The following is a 17623-nucleotide window of genomic DNA, read 5'->3' as shown; positions in this document are numbered from 1 at the left end:
AAGAGCGTTTGCTCGCTTCAATAACGAGATGATCGCAGGATCGTTGCAATGAATTTCGCCACGATGCCCAACCCGGAGGCGTTTTCGCTCCCGCCCGTTCTGCAGCGGGCGCGGGGCATTGCGCGCATCGGTACCAAGCAGCGTGACGGAAAGACTTGTCTCGACACGCTTTTTCAGGAGGGGTGCGGCAAGATCCGTCTGCCGCGTACGCACTCTTCTGCGCTTGAGGCCGTATTTATCAATACTGCCGGCGGCATTACCGGCGGCGACCATTTGCGCTGGGGCGCCGACATTGCCCCGGGCGGGCGGCTTGTTATCACCACCCAGGCCTGCGAGCGCAGCTATCGTTCAACGGGCGACACGGCGCATGTCGAAGCCGACATCACCGTCGGCGCTGGTGCCCACCTCGATTGGTTGCCGCAGGAAACCATCCTCTTCGAAGCGAGCAAGCTCGACCGGCGTCTGACCATTCATCTCGAAGCAGGCGCTACGCTGACGGCCATCGAAGCCGTTCTCCTCGGTCGCGACGCCATGGGCGAGGAAGCGCGCGATGCCCAATTCTCAGACACCTGGCGCATCTATCGCGAAAACCGCCTGATCCACGCCGAAGCGACCCGTCTCACGGGTGATGGCAGCGAGCGTGATGGCCTGTCGCTGCTACGCGGCTGCCGCGCCTTCGCCTCCGTGCTCCATGTGGCGGCAAATCCAGATATGGCGGCACTCTTGCTGGACCGCGTCCGGGCCCTTCACCCCGCCGATGGCCTTGTCGCTGCCAGCGCCAACGGCGAGCGGCTGGTCATCCGGGCCATGGCGCGAACCGGCCTTGCCTTGCGAAAACTTCTGGTTCCAACTCTCATCGAACTGACCGGCGCCGGCTCTTTGCCGCGCCTGTGGCATCTCTAGGAAACGGCCGATGAACCTTACCCCCCGCGAAAAAGACAAGCTTCTCATCGCCATGGCCGCCATTGTGGCGCGCAAGCGCCTCGAGCGCGGCGTCAAGCTCAACCATCCCGAAGCCATCGCCCTGATCACCGACTTCGTCGTTGAAGGCGCCCGCGATGGTCGCGCCGTCTCCGAGCTCATGGAAGCCGGGGCCCACGTCATCACCCGCGCCCAGGTCATGGAGGGCATCGCCGAGATGATCCACGACGTACAGGTCGAAGCCACATTCCCCGACGGCACCAAGCTCGTCACCGTTCACCAACCCATCCGCTAAGAGGCAACACCATGCTCAAGCGCATTTCCCTGGCTCTCGCCATCACCGCCGCCGCCACCCTGCCCGCCTTCGCCCATCTCGATCCCGCCGAGCACGGCTCCTTCGCCGCAGGTTTCAGCCATCCGCTCTTCGGCCTCGACCATATCCTCGCCATGGTCGCCGTCGGCCTCTGGGCCGCCATGCAGGGTGGCCGCGCCGTCTGGATCGTCCCGGCCGCCTTTGTCGGCACCATGGCCGTCGGCTTTGCCGCGGCCATTGCCGGCGTCCCCCTGCCCTTCGTGGAACCGGTCATTCTCGCCTCGGTGATCTTCATCGGCATCGCTATCGCACTAGCCCTGCCCATCCCGACATCAGCTGTCGCCGCCATGGTTGGCTTCTTCGCCCTCTTCCATGGCCACGCCCATGGCGGTGAACTCGGCGAAGCCGGCGCCTGGCAGTTTGCCATCGGCTTCATCCTCGCGACCGCCGTTCTCCACGCGGTCGGCATCGGCCTTGGCCTCGCTCTCGGCCGCTTCGGCGGCAAGGCACTGTCCCGCATCGCTGGCGCCGCGACCGCCCTCGGCGGCCTCTGGCTCGCCTTCGGCGCGTGAGGCAATCATGATCCCGGGCCAAGTCATTCCCGCCACCGGCACCATCGAACTCAATGCCGGGCTCGAACAGCTCACCATCGAAGTCGCCAATACGGGAGACCGGCCGATCCAGATCGGCTCCCACTACCACTTCTACGAGACCAATGCCGGCCTGAGCTTTGACCGCGAGAAGACCCGCGGCATGCGTCTCGACATTGCCGCCGGCACAGCCGTGCGCTTCGAACCAGGCCAGAGCCGTGAAGTGCGTCTCATCCCCATCGGTGGCGATCGCAAGATTTACGGCTTCCGCCAGAAGGTCATGGGATCGCTGTGACCATGCGGGCACGCTTCGGCAAATCTTGGCTCACGCCATGGCAATCGCAGCAAAATGGTGGTTTAACCCCCGCCACAGAGAACTGCCTTTGCCTGGATGATCATGACTGCCGAAGCCCCGACCACAGAAGTCCGCAACGCCGAATTCAAGCAGCGCTTCGCCGCAGTCCTGGCCGACGTGCAGAAGACTGGCGCGGAGGACGGCGAGGCTCTGGCGTTGATCGGCCATCTCGCCCACGATCTGGCCACGAGCCTGCAGCAGCCGAACTGGTCCAAGGCCAAGTCGGTCATCACCACGCAGACCTACAACGACCTGCTGAAAGTCTTCGAGCAGCGCGGCAACGAGTATCATCAGGCCGGCAAGAGCAAGCACGCCTACGCCATTCAGGCATTGGCAATGTCGCTGATCGCCGGCACCATGCGCGCCGACCAGCAGATGGCCCAGGGCGAGAAATTCCTCGATGCGGTCATCGATCGCTCGGTGGCGGTCTATCAGTCGCTCAATCCGGTCAAGCTCAACTAACCGCTCCCAAAACCTCTCATCGCAACGCGACCGCACGCGCGGCCCTTCCGGGCCGGGCGCTTTTCGCGTTTGCCGCATCCATTCAACGCCTCTCCTGATTTCCGGAGTTTCGCCATGCCCGCCCGCATTTCCCGCGCCACCTATGCCGACATGTACGGCCCCACCACCGGCGACAAGGTGCGTCTGGCCGATACCGAACTCTTCATCGAGGTGGAGAAGGACTTCACCACCTATGGCGAGGAAGTGAAATTCGGCGGCGGAAAGGTGATCCGCGACGGCATGGGACAATCCCAGCGCACGCGTGCCGAGGGCGCGGTCGACACGGTCATTACCAATGCTTTAGTGGTCGACTACACCGGCATCTTCAAAGCCGATATCGGCCTCAAGAATGGCCGCATCGTCGGCATCGGCAAGGCCGGCAACCCCGACACCCAATCAGGCGTCGACATCATCATCGGCCCTTCCACCGAAGCCATTGCCGGTGAGGGAAAAATCCTCACTGCCGGCGGGATGGATGCCCATATCCACTTCATCTGCCCCCAGCAGATCGAAGAAGCCCTGATGTCGGGGATGACCACCATGCTCGGCGGCGGCTCCGGCCCCGCCCATGGCACCCTCGCCACCACCTGCACTGGCGCCTGGCATATCGAGCGCATGATCGAAAGCTTTGACGCTTTCCCGATGAACCTCGCCCTCGCCGGCAAGGGCAATGCCGCCCTCCCCGCGCCGCTCGAAGAAATGATCCTCGCAGGCGCCTCGGCGCTGAAACTGCACGAGGACTGGGGCACGACCCCGGCGACAATCGACAACTGCCTCTCCGTCGCCGACGCCTACGACGTGCAGGTAATGATCCACACCGACACGCTCAACGAGTCCGGCTTCGTCGAAGACACGGTCGGCGCCTTCAAGGGCCGCACCATCCACGCCTTCCACACCGAAGGCGCCGGCGGCGGCCACGCGCCCGACATCTTAAAAGTCGCGGGCCTGCCCAATGTCATTCCCTCCTCGACCAATCCGACCCGCCCCTACACGGTCAATACGATTGCCGAGCATCTCGACATGCTCATGGTCTGCCACCACCTCGACCAGTCGATCCCCGAAGACGTCGCCTTCGCCGAAAGCCGCATCCGCAAGGAAACCATCGCGGCCGAAGACATCCTTCACGACATGGGCGCCCTCTCGGTCATTTCCTCCGACAGCCAGGCCATGGGCCGCGTCGGCGAAGTGCTGATCCGCACCTGGCAGACCGCCGACAAGATGAAGCGCCAGCGCGGCAAACTCGCTGAAGAAACCGGCGACAACGACAATTTCCGCGTCCGCCGCTACATCGCCAAATACACGATCAATCCCGCCATCGCCCACGGCATGAGTCAGCACATCGGCTCGGTGGAAGTCGGCAAGCGCGCCGACCTCGTCCTCTGGAATCCCGCCTTTTTCGGCGTAAAGCCCGAAATGGTCCTCATCGGCGGCTCCATCGCTGCGGCCCCCATGGGCGACCCCAACGCCTCGATCCCGACGCCCCAGCCCATGCATTACCGCCCCATGTTCGGCGCCTATGGCAAGCTGGTCAGCCGCTCCTCGGTCACCTTCATCTCCCAGGCCGCGCACGACGCGGGCCTGCGCAACCGCCTCGGCGTCGACAAACAACTGCTTCCCGTCTCCAACACCCGCGGCGGCATCGGCAAATCGGCCATGAAGCTGAATTCGGCCACGCCCAACATCGAAGTGCACCCCGAAACCTACGAAGTGCGCGCCGACGGTGTACTTCTCACCTGCGAACCGGTTACGGTGCTGCCTATGGCGCAACGATATTTCCTGTTCTGATGAAAAAGCCGACCGGCACAATCTCTCGAGGTCTACCCACCGATCCCATCCTGGCCCTGCGCGCCAACGAGCTTCTAGCCGAGGGCCGGCAGCTCGAGCAGCAGGGCAAGATCGCCGATGCGGCCCGGATCAGTGCCGAACTGGTCAATGTCGCGCCCGATCTTCCCGAGGCCCATCAGTTCATGGGCGTCATCGCCATGCGCACCGGCGCCTCGGACATCGCCGCCGTAAGCTTTGAGCGCGCACTCCGTTTGAAACCGCGCTCCGCCGATCTGTACATTGCCCTCTCCCAGGCGCTGCTTGCCCTACAACGCCCGGCAGATGCCGCGACAATCCTCGACAAAGGCCGCGCCCTGCACCCCAACGATGCCGGGATTTTTCGCGAGCTCGGTCAGGCGCAGCTCGATCTCGGCCAGCCCGCCGCGGCGCTGAAGAGCTTCTCCCGCGCCGTAAAACTGCAGCCCGATGATCGCTATTCAGGGCATATGGCCTCGGCGCTAGCAACAACGGGCGTCCCCGAATCCGGCTATGTCGCTGAACTCTTCGATTCCTACGCCGATACTTTCGATGCTCACCTGACGGGCAAACTCGAATACCGCGTACCGCAGGCTATTGCCGCGATTCTCGCGGAGCACGGCCTGACCAAAGGCACAACGCTCGACGTCGGCTGCGGCACCGGTCTCATGGCCGCGGCGCTGCCCGAAGGCATGCGTCCGATCGACGGGATCGACATCTCGCCCAAAATGATCGCCAAGGCGCAGGAGCGCGACATCTATCGCCATTTGCAGACGGGCGACGCCGCTACGCTCTTGGCCGAAGCCCCCAACTTCTCAGGGCCATACGACCTCGCCGTCGCCGCCGATGTCTTCATCTATGTCGGCGAAATTCGCGTTCTCTTCACCGCTCTCGCGCAACGCCTCGCCGCCGGAGGAATGCTCGCTTTCTCGATCGAACTGAGCGAGGGGGAAGGCATAGCAATCCGTTCCAGTGGCCGCTTCGCCCATAGCTCAGGCTATGTCCGCGACCTGGCGGCCGCCAACGGTCTAGCGGTCCTTGCCGAAGTACCAAACCAAATCCGGCTCGAACGGGAAAAACCCATTCCCGGTGCGATCTTTCTCCTTCAGCGAGGCTGACCAACACATTTCGCGATATCAGTGTTCATGATATGTTCAAACCGACTCGGAGGAGGTCATCATGAACACCAAGACGGTCGCGCTGGTTACCGGCGCCAGCCGCGGTATTGGCCGCGGCATCGCTCTGGCCTTTCTCGCGAAGGGCATGACGGTCCACGTCACCGGCCGCACGGTGACCGATGCCCAGGCGTCCGTACATCCTCAGCTTGAAGGCTCGCTCGATGGCCTACGGGCGGAAGCAAAGGACCTGCCGGGCGAACTGATCATCCAGGTTTGCGACCATGCTGACGATCGGCAGACCGAAGCCGCCGTCGCCTCGGCGCTCAGCCAATCAGGCAAGATCGACATCCTCGTCAACAACGCCTGGCCCGGCTACGAGAGCATGGTCGAAGGCGATGACTACACCTGGGAAAGGCCATTCTGGGAGCAACCCGTCTGGCGCTGGGATGCGATGGTCGGCGTTGCCCTGCGCACCAGCTTTGTCGCGAGCCGCGCCGCCGCCCCCAACATGATCGCCCGAAAAACGGGCCTGATCGTCAACATCTCGTTCTGGGCCGCCCAGAAACACCACGGCAACGCCATCTATGGCATCGCCAAGGCCGGCACTGACAAGATGTCATCCGACTTCGCGCATGAACTGCGGCCCCATGGCGTGACCGCGGTCTCACTCTATCCCGGCCTCGTCCGCACCGAGGCAGTCATGCGCAATGCCGAATACTTCGACATGTCCAATTCGGAATCGCCGCAATTCGTCGGCCTCGCCATTTCGGCGCTCTGGGCCGATCCGAACCGTCTCGAAAAGTCCGGCAAGGTCCATGTCACCGCCGGCCTCGCCCGCGAATATGGCTTCGTCGATATCGATGGCAAGAAAATCATCCCCGCAACCCTCGGGGACTTCTAGATTTCATCACGCTGACACCTTGCCAGAACAATCAATCACCATGATTGTGGAGACAGACTCCTGGGTGCTTCGCACTGTTTCCAACGAAATCGAGGAAAAGCCATGATCGATTTGAGGAGCCTCATCGCGGGCGGTATTCTCTTGCTCGCCGCCGGCGCGGCGTCGGCGCAGGACGCAACCGCGCCCGCTGAAGCGCCAACAACGCCGCCGGCACTGCCAACCGTCACTGCCACGCTGTCGCTGACCCTCGACGCAACCAGCGACATCGAGCGCCGCACCGTCATCTACCAGTGCGACAATGGCGAGGGCTTCCGCGTACAATATGTCAATGCGGCCCCGAACTTCCTCGCTATCGTGCCCGTGGAAGGCGAAACGCACATCTTCGTCACAACCATTTCCGGCTCGGGCGCCCGCTACGTGTCGGGCCCCTATGAGTGGTGGGATAGCGGCGACGAAGCCACGTTGCGCGACCTGCGCTCCGAAGAAGACGCGGCCCCACTCGCCACCTGCCTCGCGGCCGGCAACGCGCCCTAGGCTGCCATGGAACCATACACGACTGCCGAAATATTCCCGCATATCCGCATCGTCATGGGAACGGTGGTCGGGTTGGGCATTACTCGCCTGCTCATGACCTTTGCCAACATGGTGCAGCACCCGGACCGGCGTGATCGCTCGGTGCTGCATCTTCTCTGGATGGGTTCGATCCTGCTCGAACTCGTCCTCTTCTGGTGGTGGGAACTGGCCCTGTTCCGGCTCGCCACCTGGAATTTCGGCATCGTCATCTTCATCATCTTCTACGCCGTCACCCTGTTCATGATGGCGGCACTGCTCTGCCCGGACAACATTTCCGAATACAAGGGCTATGGGGATTTCTTCCTCAAGCGCCGGCATTGGTTCTTCGGCCTGCTCGGCACAACCTTCGTGCTGGATACGCTCGATACGTTCATCAAGGGCGGCGCGCATTTTTCGCGCTTCGACGCTTCCTATTTCATGCAGGTGCCGATCGGCATCGTCCTATGCATCATCGCCTGGCGGTCGACGGATAGGCGCGTGCATTTGTTTGTGGTCGGGGTGCATATCGTCTACCAGTTCTTCCTGATCGGACGCTTCTTCTACGTCACCCAGTGATTCAAGGACTGACCTCGACCATGCTTCGTGCCGTCGCCCATTTGCCTGCCCATCACGGCCGTGGCGCCGCCATAGACAGCATCACCCTTGCCCATGACGAACGGCGCCTGCGCCGCAAGCTGCTCACGGGCAAGAATGGCACTGAAGTCCTTGTCGACTTCCCCAATACCGTGACGCTCGACCACCAAGGCGCACTGGAGCTGGAAGACGGCCGCCTCTTCGAAATCATCGCGGCCAAAGAAATCCTCTACGCCGTCACGACCACCGACGCCGCGCACCTCCTGCGCCTCGCCTGGCACATCGGCAATCGCCACACGCCAGCCCAGCTCGACGCCAACCGCATCCTCATCAAGCGCGACCACGTTTTGAAGACCATGCTCGAAGGCCTCGGCGCCAAAGTCACCGATGTGACCGAGCCCTTCTTTGCCGAACACGGCGCCTATCACAGCCACAATCACGCCGAACCGGCCCACGCCCTCCTCGCCCGCAAGTGACCTCTGACCTGCAAAAGCTGCTGACCTGGCTTTCCCCCGCCTTTCCGGTGGGCGCCTTCGCTTGGTCCGCCGGCCTGGAAACCGCCATCGTCAGCCGCCTCGTGCACGACCGGAAAACGGCCGAGGACTGGATATCAGGCGTGCTGCTCCACGGCAGCATGCGCACAGACGCCATCATCCTCGCTCACGCACAAAAATCGCCCCGCGCGCCCGAAAAGCTGCAGGAGCTGGCCGACCTCTGCCGTGCGCTAACGCCGGCAAAAGAACGTCACGCCGAAACCACCATGACCGGTAACGCCTTTGCAACGGCCGGCGCCGCCTGGCCGGTGGATCCGCCGCTCGACCTGCCTCGCCCCTGCCCCTATCCGATTGCAGTCGGCGCGCTGGCCGGCGCTCACGGCATCGGCCTTCTCGACACGCTCGTCGCTTTCCTCACCGCCACGGTCCACAGCCAGGTATCCGTCGCGGTGCGTCTCGTGCCCATCGGCCAGACCGACGGTCTCGCCATCATGGCTTCTCTCGAACCCGAAATCGGCAAACTGGCCGCTCTGTGCCAGCATGCCACACTGGACGAAATCGGCAGCGTCGCCTATGGCGCCGATATCGCCCAGATGCAGCACGAAACGCTGCCCACAAGGATCTTTCGTTCATGAACATGTTCATCGCGTCCATGATGTTCATCGCCCTCTTCGCCGTCTCGCTGGCGCACTTTCTCTGGTCGATCGGGCGCACCTGGCCGATCCGCAATGAAAAGCTGCTCGCCCAGACCGTAGTGGGTTTCAAGGACATCGAGCGTATGCCCCCGCGCCTCGCCTCCTTCGCCGTTTCGGTGGCGACCATTGCCGCCGGCATCTATGCCCTGGCGCTGGCCGACCACGACAGCGGCGGCATTCTGCTTGATCTTGGCGGCGTCGCGCTGGCCGCCGTGTTCCTCGCCCGCGGCATTGCCGGCTACACCACCTGGTGGAAAGGCCTGACGCCAGAACCGAATTTCCGTCTTAATGACGCCCGGGTCTATTCTCCCCTCTGCCTCGCCCTGGGCCTGGGTTTCCTCACCCTCGTCGTCTTCCGCTTTCTCTGATCAAGGAAACTTGCCATGACCAAAAGCCTCAATGGACCGCTGCGCATCGGCATTGGCGGGCCCGTCGGGTCGGGCAAGACGACCCTGTGTGAAATGCTGCTCAAGGCCATGCGCGACCGCTATTCCATGGCCGTGGTCACCAATGACATCTACACGCGCGAGGACGCCCTGATCCTCGCCCGCGTCCAGGCCATTTCCGAAGACCGCATCGTCGGCGTCGAGACCGGCGGCTGCCCGCACACCGCCATTCGCGAAGACGCCTCGCTCAACCTCGCCGCCATCGACGATCTCAACCGCAAGTTCCCCGATCTCGACATCGTCCTCATTGAAAGCGGCGGCGACAACCTCGCGGCGACCTTCTCCCCCGACCTCGCCGATCTCACCATCTACGTGATCTCGGTGGCCCAGGGCGAAAAGATCCCCCGCAAGGGCGGCCCCGCCATTTCGCGCTCGGATCTGCTGGTCATTACCCACACCGACCTCGCCCCCTATGTCGGCGCCAGCCTCGAAGTCATGGAAAGCGACACCCAAAAGGTGCGCGAAGGCCGGCCCTATGTCTTCACCGACCTTTTGCGTCGCGAAAGCCTCGATGAGATCATCGGCTTCATCGAGAAGCACGGCGGCTTCCAGGCCGTAGCCGCGGAATAGTCTTGGCTGACCACCTCCGCCTGCGGAAACTGCTGGATGCGCCGGTGACACTGCCGGCGCTCCCGGATGGTGTATCCATCACGCCGCTCCACCAGACGCGCCCTGTCGAACTCCATGCCCTCCTCCGCGCCGCCTATGCGACCGGCGGCGGTGCGGTCGGCGACTTCGATAGCTGGTGGTGGCCGCTGGTCGAGGACGAAGAGTTCGACCCCGCCCTGCTCATCGTCGCCACCTCTGGCGAGCAGCCCATCGGCCTCCTCCAGTGCTGGACCAGCAGTTTCGTGAAAGACCTCGTCGTCGCGCCGCAATGGCGCGACCGCGGCCTAGGCGCCTATCTCCTCCATGCCGCCTTCGCAGAATTCCGCCGCCGCGGCGCACCGCATGTTGACCTCAAGGTTGAAGCATCAAACCTCGCCGCCCAGCGCTTCTATCACCGCCATGGCATGGTGCCCGTCGACCCGGCCTGAACGGTCACTTCAATAAATCTACTAACCCAATAGACATTCTTGTCATAAAAGTTTCCGGCGCTGAATTCGCCGGCAATGGTGTTCCTTGCCGAGAAAAGCGACCGCCACCTATCCTTGGTCATCCTGAAAGACAGGCCTTGGGGACTGACCACATGAAGATCTTTGCCACCGCCATCACCGGCCTCGTTGCCGCCACGCTGGCCTTCTCGCCCGCCCTCGCCGCCGAGCGCTACGAGACCCTGCCCTATGCGCTCTCACCCTCCTCGGCTCCCGCCGAGACCGGCACGGTCACCTCAAACGGCGCCGAGATTTACTATGAAATCTACGGCAAATCGGGCGATCCGATCCTGCTGATCCATGGCGGCGCCGGCAATACCGAGACCTGGGGCAATCAGGTCAATGCCTGGCTGCGCTCCAATCGCGTCATCGTCGCCGACACTCGCGGCCACGGCAAATCATCGGCAGACGACCAGCCTTTTAGCTACCAGCTCTTCGCCGACGATTTTATCGCCCTGCTCGACAAACTCGAAATCGAAAAGACCGCCGTGGTCGGCTGGAGCGATGGCGGCATCATCGGCATCGACCTCGCCCTGCGCCATCCCGAGCGCCTGACCAAGGTCGTCGCCTATGCCGCCAACGTGACCACCGATGGCGTGCAGTCAACCGTTCTCGAGAACCCGACATTCCTGAAATATCTCGACCGCGCCCGCGGCGAATATGCGCGCCTCTCACCCACGCCAGATGGCTACGATGCTTATCTCGAAAAGATCGGCCAGCTCTGGGCCACCCAGCCCAATTGGACCGCCGAGGAACTGGCCAAGATTACCACGCCGATCCTCGTCCTCGCCGGCGACCACGAGGAAGCCATCAGCGAAGACCACACCCGCAAGATCGCCGAGCAGATCCCCGGCTCCGAACTGGTGCTTCTCGAAAACACCAGCCACTTCGCGCACCTGCAGGACGCGACCGGCTTCAACAAGGCCGTGGCCGATTTCCTCAAGGAATAAGAACAAGAATGCCCGGCCCAGAGCCGGGCCTTCGCCCCTTCAGTCGACCATCACCACATGGCTCACCAGATTGCCATCGGCAAAATGGTGCAGCAGCAAGCCCGGCGGATCGACGATCTCGCTCTCCCGCCCATCGAGCCGCAAGCGGTTCGCCTTGGTCACCGATGGCGCCATTGTCGCGTGGCGCCCGGCAAAACGCGTAAACAGGGGCCGATGCACATGGCCGCAGGTCAGCGCCACGACCTTGTTTCCCGCCGCCTCGATCACCGCCGCAAGCCCGTCACCATTGCGGCAGATATTGCGATCCTTACCGTCAACGCCGCTCGGGAACGGATGCTGGTGCTGAAAAATCAGCGTCGGCAAATCGGAAGCAGCCAGTTCCGCCGCGAGCCAGTCGAGCAGCGGCCCGGCGTCGCCGTGATGCGCACCTTCTACGGTCACGTCGAGCCCAATCAGCCGTAGCCCTCCAACCGTCCCGACGATATTGAGCGGCCGATTGCTCGTCCAGCCAAACCGGTCGCCAAAGGCCTGCCGCATGTCACTGTGGTCATCGACATTGCCGGGCACGACGAAATAAGGGCAGTCGAGGCTTTCGAGCCGATCCTTCACCGCCCGATAGCTGCGGTCATGCGCCTCTTCCGCCAGATCGCCGCTGACGATGACGGCGTCAGGCCGCATTGGACGAAGCCAGCCCAGCACCTTGTCGAGCCGGTCGAGCCTTTCGCCCGACCCATTCGCATGGATATCGCTGAGCTGGGCGACAATCATTGCGCAGTCGGCCTCACAAGGGCGAGCACGGTGCGCGCGCCGACCTGAACCCGACCATCTGCAATGGTGACTGATGTATCCGGGTCGGAATCGATACCCACCACCCAGTCCCCTTCCGGCAGCTTGGCGGAAACAGGGTCGATCCGGCGATTGAACCAGATCAGTACTTCGTCGGCCTTGTGCTTGAGATACATCCCGAGCACCGACGCCCCGCCATCGTTCCAATCGCCCTCGGTCATCTCGCGTCCATCCGGATGCAGCCAGACGACATCGCGCACCCCGTGGCGATCTTGCCCGGTAAGGAAATGATCGTGGCTCACGGCCGGATGCGCCTTGCGGAAGGTGTTTATGGCGGCCACGAAATCAACCAGCGCGCCGTCAGCGCCTTCCCAGTCGAGCCAGGTTATCTCGTTGTCCTGCGCATAGGCATTATTGTTGCCCTGCTGCGTCCGATACATCTCGTCGCCCTGCTGGATCAGCGGCGTACCGCGCGACAGGAACAGCGTCGCCAACACGGCCCGCACATCGCGCTTGCGCGCCTTGTTGATGGCCGGATCGTCCGTTTCGCCCTCGACGCCGCAATTCCAGGACTGGTTATTATTGTGCCCGTCGCGATTGTTCTCGCCGTTCGCCTCGTTGTGCTTGTCGTGATAGCTGACGAGATCGCGCAGGGTGAAACCATCATGCACGGCCAACATGTTGACGCCATTGCTCGGCTTGCGCCCATCCATGTTGAAGATTTCCGATGACCCGGAAACCTTCCCTGCCAGCGCTCCGATCTTGGCCGGTTCGCCCTTCCAGAAGGCCCGCACTTCATCGCGGAACGTGTCGTTGTGCTCCTGGAATTCCTTGCCGAATTTGCCAAGCGCATAGCCGCCCGGACCCGGATCCCAAGGCTCGGCCACAAGGATAGCTTTGCTCAAGACCGGATCGGCCTTGATCTTCCTCAGCATTTCCGCTTCAGGATTGAACCCCGGCTCGCGACCCAGGACGGTCGCCAGATCGAAACGGAAACCGGATACGCCCATTTCCTCGACCCAATAGCGCAGGCTCTCGATCACCAGCCGCTGAACGGCCGGATGATCGCAGCGCAGCGTATTGCCAGTGCCGGTGTCATTGACGAGGTGCTGCTTTCCGTCGACTTCCACAAAGCGATAATAGGTATGCGCATCGAGCCCCATCATGCTCAGCATGGGGCCATTGGCATCGCTTTCGCCGGTGTGGTTGTAGACCACGTCGAGGATCACCGAGATGCCGTTCTTGCGATAGAGATCGGTCATCACCCGCAATTCCTGCGGCCCGCGCGGCGCCAGCCGCGGGTCCACGGCGAAATAGGCCACCGGATTATAACCCCAGGCATTGGTCAGCCCGAGTGCCGGCAGATGCCCCTCGTCGATCCACGCCGCCGTCGGCATGAGCTGGATCGTATCGACGCCCATATGCTTGAAATGGTCGATCACCCACTTGGTGGTCAGCCCGGCAATGGTCCCGCGCAGCGGCCCCTGCACACTCGGATGGCGCATGGAAAAGCCGCGCACATTGAGTTCGTAGAAAAGGCTCGGTGCCTTCTTGCGCGGCAGGATGTTTTCATTGCCCTCCCCGACCACAATGGCCTTGGGGATCAGCGGCGCCGTATCCACCGCCTCTTCACGCGGCAGGCGCAGGCGCGGCGAGCGCACGAAGACCCGATCAAGCCGCCGCGCATAGGGGTCGACCAGCAGCTTGTTTGGATCGAAGAAATAGCCTTGGTCTGGGTCATAGCGCCCATCGGCCCGCAAACCATAGCGCGCACCAGCCCCGATGCCGGCGATCAAACCGGCACGGATATTCTCGGCATGCACATCGAGCTCAAAACGCTCGATTTCCTGGTCCTGCTCATCATAGAGCGAGACCCAGATTGCCGTTGCCGCCTCGGAATAAACGGCAAAGTTGACGCCCTCGGGCGTGATCGTGGCGCCGAGTTTTTCTATGCTCCCGGCGCCGGGAACGAGATGTGGGCCCGTCACTTTTGTGCGCTCAAGTGATGACGCTGGGCTCGGTGCGCCCTGTCCGCGCTTTGACGCCTGCGAGGTCTTCGGTGATCCCGATAAGAGGCTCGAGGGCGCGCTGGACATCGAGATCGTGGTTTCCATTGGGGGGCTCATACTGTTCGAGGTAGACCCGCAACGTCGCGCCTACCGTGCCAGTTCCTGAGAGCCGAAGGACAATTCGCGAACCGTCCTTGAACCCGATGCGAATGCCCTGCTTTGCGCTCGTCGAGCCATCCACCGGATCGTGATAGGTAAAATCATCCGCATAGGCGACTTCGAGCCCGCTGAGCACCTGCCCCGGCAGCGTCGAAAGCCGTCCGCGCAGATCATCGACCAGCGCATTGGCGATGGCGCTGTCGACTTCCTCATAGTCATGGCGCGTATAGTAATTGCGCCCATAGGTCGCCCAGTGCTCTCGCACGATGGTGTCGACGCTTTCCTTGCGCACGGCCAGGATATTGAGCCAGAGCAGCACGGCCCAGAGCCCGTCCTTCTCGCGCACATGGTTCGAGCCCGTGCCGGCGCTTTCCTCGCCACAAATCGTCACGCGGCCGGCGTCGAGCAGATTGCCGAAGAACTTCCAGCCCGTCGGCGTCTCGTGCATCTCGATACCGAGCTTCTCCGCCACGCGGTCGGCGGCAGCGCTCGTCGGCATGGAGCGTGCGATCCCCGCAATCCCGGCCTTGTAGCCCGGCGCCAGATGCGCATTGGCCGCCAAGAGCGCCAGCGAATCCGACGGCGTCACAAAGCGGTTCTTGCCGATGATCAGGTTACGATCCCCGTCACCATCCGAAGCCGCGCCGAAATCCGGCCCCGCCTCGGTCATCAGCAGGTCATACATATCCTTGCAGTAGACGAGGTTCGGATCGGGATGGCCATGGTTGAACGTCGGCGACGGCACGCCGTTCTTGACCGTCCCCACCGGAGCACCAAGCAGCCCCTCAAGGATCGCCTTGGCATAGGGCCCGGTGATCGCGTGCATGGAGTCGAAGGTCATGGTGAAGCCCGACTTGAACAGCCCGCGAATGGCTTCAAAATCGAACAGCGTCTGCATCAGCGCTGCATAGTCCTTCACGGGGTCGATCACCTCGACCACCATGTCGCCTACCTGTTGCGTACCGATCTTGCTCAGATCCACATCGGGCGTATCGAGCGTCTTAAAACTGTCGATCACCTTCGTGCGGGCAAAAACCGCGTCGGTAATCTTCTCCGGCGCCGGCCCGCCATTGCCGACATTGTACTTGATGCCGAAATCGCCTTCCGGCCCGCCCGGATTGTGACTCGCGGACAGAACAAGTCCGCCGAAGGCCTTGTAATGCCGAATGATATTACTGGCGGCCGGCGTCGAAAGCAGGCCACCCTGCCCGACCAGCACCTTGCCGAAACCATTGGCTGCGGCAATGCGGATCGCCTTCTGGATCGCAACGTCGTTGAAGAACCGACCGTCCCCGCCGATCACCAGCGTCTTGACCGTCGAGCCCTTCCAGGCTATCGAAGATCGACTGAATAAAGTTCTCGACATAGTTGGGCTGGCAGAAAACCGGCACCCCGCTTCCGAAGGCCCGAAGTACCCGGCTTCTGGTCGGCATAGGGCGTCGTTTTAATGATCTGGGTCGTCATTGGCTTTCAGCCCAATCAGCGATGCGTAGAGCTGGGCATAGCGGGCGGCGCTGGATTCCCAGCTCACGTCCGATTTCATTCCCCGCCGCTGGATTTTCTTCCAGCTTTTTTCGTCGTGGTAGAGTTCGAGCGTGCGCCGCGGATCGCCTTGAGCGCATGGGCGTCTTCGCTCGGCGGCGCAAACACCACACCCGTCGCAACCTCAGCCTGCAATGCGGCGGCCGGATTGGCGTCGATCACCGTGTCGTCGAGCCCGCCAATGCGGCTCACCACCGGCACGCAGCCATAGCGCAGCCCATAAAGCTGGGTCAGCCCGCAGGGCTCGAACCGCGAGGGATGAGAATGGCGTCGCATCCGCCCTGCACCAGATGGCTGAGCTGTTCATTATAGCCGGTAACGATGCTCACCTTGCCGGGATGGCGCTGCCCACATGGTGCGGAACCCGTCTTCCAGTGCCGCCTCACCCGAGCCCAGCACGGCCAGCCTGCGCGCCCGCATCGACCAGCCCGTCCACGGTCTGCAGCAGCAGATCCATGCCCTTCTGGTCGGTCAGCCGGCTGATCACAGCAGAACAGCGGTCCATCGGCGCCATCCAATCGCAAATTCCTCCACCACCGCCCGCTTGTTGACCTGCCGCGCATGGATCGTATTGGCCGAATAGGTCTGCACCAGCGCCCGGTCCGTCGCCGGGTTCCAGGCATCCACGTCGATGCCGTTCAAGATGCCCACCACCGTCTCGGCCCGCCCGTTCAACAGTCCTTCCAGCCCCATGCCGAATTCAGGCGTGCGGATTTCGTCGGCATAATTGGGGCTGACCGTGGTCACGTAGTCGGCGCATTCCATGCCCGATTTGAGATAGGAAACCCCGCCATAGAATTCGACGCCGCCCATTTCGAAAGCATGCGGCGGCAGCCGCAACTGCCAGAAGATTTCCGGCCCAAACGATCCCTTGAAGGCGATGTTGTGGATGGTCATCACCGTCTTCACGTCATCGGTCGGTCCGAACTTGATATAGGCCGGCGCCAGCCCAGCCTGCCAGTCATGGCAATGCAGCAGGTTGGGGCGGTAACCGTCGACCAGCCCATGAGCCAGTTCGGCCGCCACCCAGCCCAGCGCCGCGAAGCGCTTCCAGTTGTCCGGCCAGTCCCAGCCGTCGGGGCTCACATAGGGGTTGCCCGGCCGGTCATAGAGTGCCGGCGCATCGATGACGATGACGTCGAGCCCCTCCACCCGCGCCGCGATCAGCTTGGCCGGCACGCCGAACAGGTCATCCAGTTCGCGTACCACGCGCCCGCCGCTGAGCTTGCCCAGCACCGCCGGATAGCCCGGCACCAGCGTCCGCATGGTGACGCCGCGCCCGGCCAATGCAGCCCGGCAGGGCGCCCGCCACATCGGCGAGCCCCCCGGTCTTGATCAGCGGATAGACTTCGGACGCAACCGAAAGAACTTCGATCATCGGCCCGCCAGATACTTGTTGACCATCGCCTGGGTGATCAGCGTCACCCCGTCATCGCTGCGCCGGAACCACTTGGCGTCGAATTCGGGATCCTCGCCCACCACCAGCCCCTCGGGGATGCTGACGCCGCGATCGATGACGACCTTCTTGAGGCGCGCATTCCGCCCGACATCGCAATAGGGCAGAACCACCGCCTCTTCGAGCACCGAATAGGAATGCACCCGCGAGCCGGTCGAGAGCAGCGTGCGCTGCAAATGCCCGCCCGAGATGATGCAGTCGCCCGAAACCAGCGAGTTCACCGCCGAACCGCGCCGCCCGTCGAAGTCATGCACGAACTTGGCAGGCGGGGTGATTTCCGCATAGGTCCAGATCGGCCAGTCACGGTCATAGAGATCGAGCTGCGGCTCGATATCGGTCAGGTCGAT

18 protein-coding genes and 3 pseudogenes are annotated in these 17623 nt (G+C 62.8%); 16 read left to right on the top strand and 5 right to left on the bottom strand.

The features are described from left to right. Positions 1-48 precede the first annotated feature (48 nt). From NVV77_RS05275 to NVV77_RS05200, 16 genes are all read left to right on the top strand, one after another. Positions 49-903 (top strand): urease accessory protein UreD, encoded by an 855-nt coding sequence (locus NVV77_RS05275; RefSeq protein ID WP_295411441.1) that lies wholly within the window; start codon positions 49-51, stop codon positions 901-903. A gap of 10 nt (positions 904-913) precedes the next feature. Beyond that, a complete protein-coding gene (locus tag NVV77_RS05270) occupies positions 914-1216 on the top strand; it encodes an urease subunit gamma (protein WP_061910895.1) in 303 nt (100 codons plus the stop codon). Positions 1217-1227: 11 nt separating this feature from the next. After that, entirely contained in the window at positions 1228-1806 is a 579-nt protein-coding gene (locus NVV77_RS05265) for a HupE/UreJ family protein (RefSeq protein WP_295411440.1), read from the top strand. Positions 1807-1813: 7 nt separating this feature from the next. After that, positions 1814-2119, top strand: a complete 306-nt coding sequence (locus tag NVV77_RS05260; RefSeq protein WP_295411439.1) for an urease subunit beta — start codon at positions 1814-1816, stop codon at positions 2117-2119. A 102-nt stretch (positions 2120-2221) separates the two neighbouring features. Further along, positions 2222-2641 carry a hypothetical protein gene (locus NVV77_RS05255; protein WP_295411438.1) on the top strand — a complete coding sequence of 140 codons (420 nt, stop codon included), beginning with the start codon at positions 2222-2224 and terminating at the stop codon, positions 2639-2641. Positions 2642-2755: 114 nt separating this feature from the next. Then, positions 2756-4465 (top strand): urease subunit alpha, encoded by a 1710-nt coding sequence (ureC, locus tag NVV77_RS05250; RefSeq protein WP_295411437.1) that lies wholly within the window; start codon positions 2756-2758, stop codon positions 4463-4465. Then, positions 4465-5598 carry a tetratricopeptide repeat protein gene (locus NVV77_RS05245; protein ID WP_295411436.1) on the top strand — a complete coding sequence of 378 codons (1134 nt, stop codon included), beginning with the start codon at positions 4465-4467 and terminating at the stop codon, positions 5596-5598. Before ureC ends, NVV77_RS05245 begins: the two co-directional genes overlap by 1 nt. A 61-nt stretch (positions 5599-5659) precedes the next feature. Further along, on the top strand, positions 5660-6499 hold the full coding sequence (locus NVV77_RS05240; protein WP_295411435.1) for an SDR family NAD(P)-dependent oxidoreductase: 840 nt from the start codon (positions 5660-5662) through the stop codon (positions 6497-6499). 102 nt (positions 6500-6601) lie between these two features. Continuing rightward, entirely contained in the window at positions 6602-7033 is a 432-nt protein-coding gene (locus NVV77_RS05235) for an MliC family protein (RefSeq protein ID WP_295411434.1), read from the top strand. Positions 7034-7039: 6 nt separating this feature from the next. Then, positions 7040-7627 (top strand): hypothetical protein, encoded by a 588-nt coding sequence (locus NVV77_RS05230; protein WP_295411433.1) that lies wholly within the window; start codon positions 7040-7042, stop codon positions 7625-7627. 20 nt (positions 7628-7647) lie between these two features. Continuing rightward, entirely contained in the window at positions 7648-8121 is a 474-nt protein-coding gene (locus NVV77_RS05225; protein ID WP_295411432.1) for an urease accessory protein UreE, read from the top strand. Beyond that, positions 8118-8774: an urease accessory protein UreF gene (locus tag NVV77_RS05220; RefSeq protein WP_295411431.1), complete on the top strand. Its 657-nt coding sequence runs from the start codon at positions 8118-8120 to the stop codon at positions 8772-8774. Before NVV77_RS05225 ends, NVV77_RS05220 begins: the two co-directional genes overlap by 4 nt. Continuing rightward, positions 8771-9202: a DUF3995 domain-containing protein gene (locus NVV77_RS05215; protein WP_295411430.1), complete on the top strand. Its 432-nt coding sequence runs from the start codon at positions 8771-8773 to the stop codon at positions 9200-9202. Before NVV77_RS05220 ends, NVV77_RS05215 begins: the two co-directional genes overlap by 4 nt. Before the next feature lie 15 nt (positions 9203-9217). After that, complete coding sequence (gene ureG, locus NVV77_RS05210; protein WP_295411429.1) at positions 9218-9850, top strand: urease accessory protein UreG; 633 nt, start codon at positions 9218-9220, stop codon at positions 9848-9850. 2 nt (positions 9851-9852) lie between these two features. Then, positions 9853-10317 carry a GNAT family N-acetyltransferase gene (locus NVV77_RS05205; protein WP_295411428.1) on the top strand — a complete coding sequence of 155 codons (465 nt, stop codon included), beginning with the start codon at positions 9853-9855 and terminating at the stop codon, positions 10315-10317. Positions 10318-10469: 152 nt separating this feature from the next. Then, positions 10470-11324 carry an alpha/beta hydrolase gene (locus tag NVV77_RS05200; protein WP_295411427.1) on the top strand — a complete coding sequence of 285 codons (855 nt, stop codon included), beginning with the start codon at positions 10470-10472 and terminating at the stop codon, positions 11322-11324. Between the two features lie 39 nt (positions 11325-11363). Here the strand turns inward: NVV77_RS05200 and NVV77_RS05195 are convergent, their stop codons facing one another. From NVV77_RS05195 to NVV77_RS05175, 5 genes and pseudogenes are all read right to left on the bottom strand, one after another. Then, positions 11364-12092 carry a metallophosphoesterase gene (locus NVV77_RS05195; protein WP_295411426.1) on the bottom strand — a complete coding sequence of 243 codons (729 nt, stop codon included), beginning with the start codon at positions 12090-12092 and terminating at the stop codon, positions 11364-11366. Next, on the bottom strand, positions 12089-14098 hold the full coding sequence (gene glgX, locus NVV77_RS05190) for a glycogen debranching protein GlgX (RefSeq protein WP_295411425.1): 2010 nt from the start codon (positions 14096-14098) through the stop codon (positions 12089-12091). The genes NVV77_RS05195 and glgX overlap by 4 nt, the downstream gene beginning before the upstream one ends. Before the next feature lie 10 nt (positions 14099-14108). Further along, a pseudogene (locus NVV77_RS05185) lies at positions 14109-15742 on the bottom strand (alpha-D-glucose phosphate-specific phosphoglucomutase). Beyond that, positions 15723-17195, bottom strand: a pseudogene (gene glgA / locus NVV77_RS05180) (glycogen synthase GlgA). The pseudogenes NVV77_RS05185 and glgA overlap by 20 nt, the downstream one beginning before the upstream one ends. After that, positions 17195-17623: pseudogene (locus NVV77_RS05175) on the bottom strand (glucose-1-phosphate adenylyltransferase); the annotation flags it as partial. The pseudogenes glgA and NVV77_RS05175, both read right to left, overlap by 1 nt.

It is taken from the genome of Devosia sp., from assembly GCF_024707125.1.
In the GTDB taxonomy this organism is placed as follows: Bacteria; Pseudomonadota; Alphaproteobacteria; order Rhizobiales; family Devosiaceae; genus Devosia.
The sequence above is the reverse complement of the archived record's forward strand: the minus strand, read 5'-3'. Positions and strand labels throughout refer to the sequence as shown.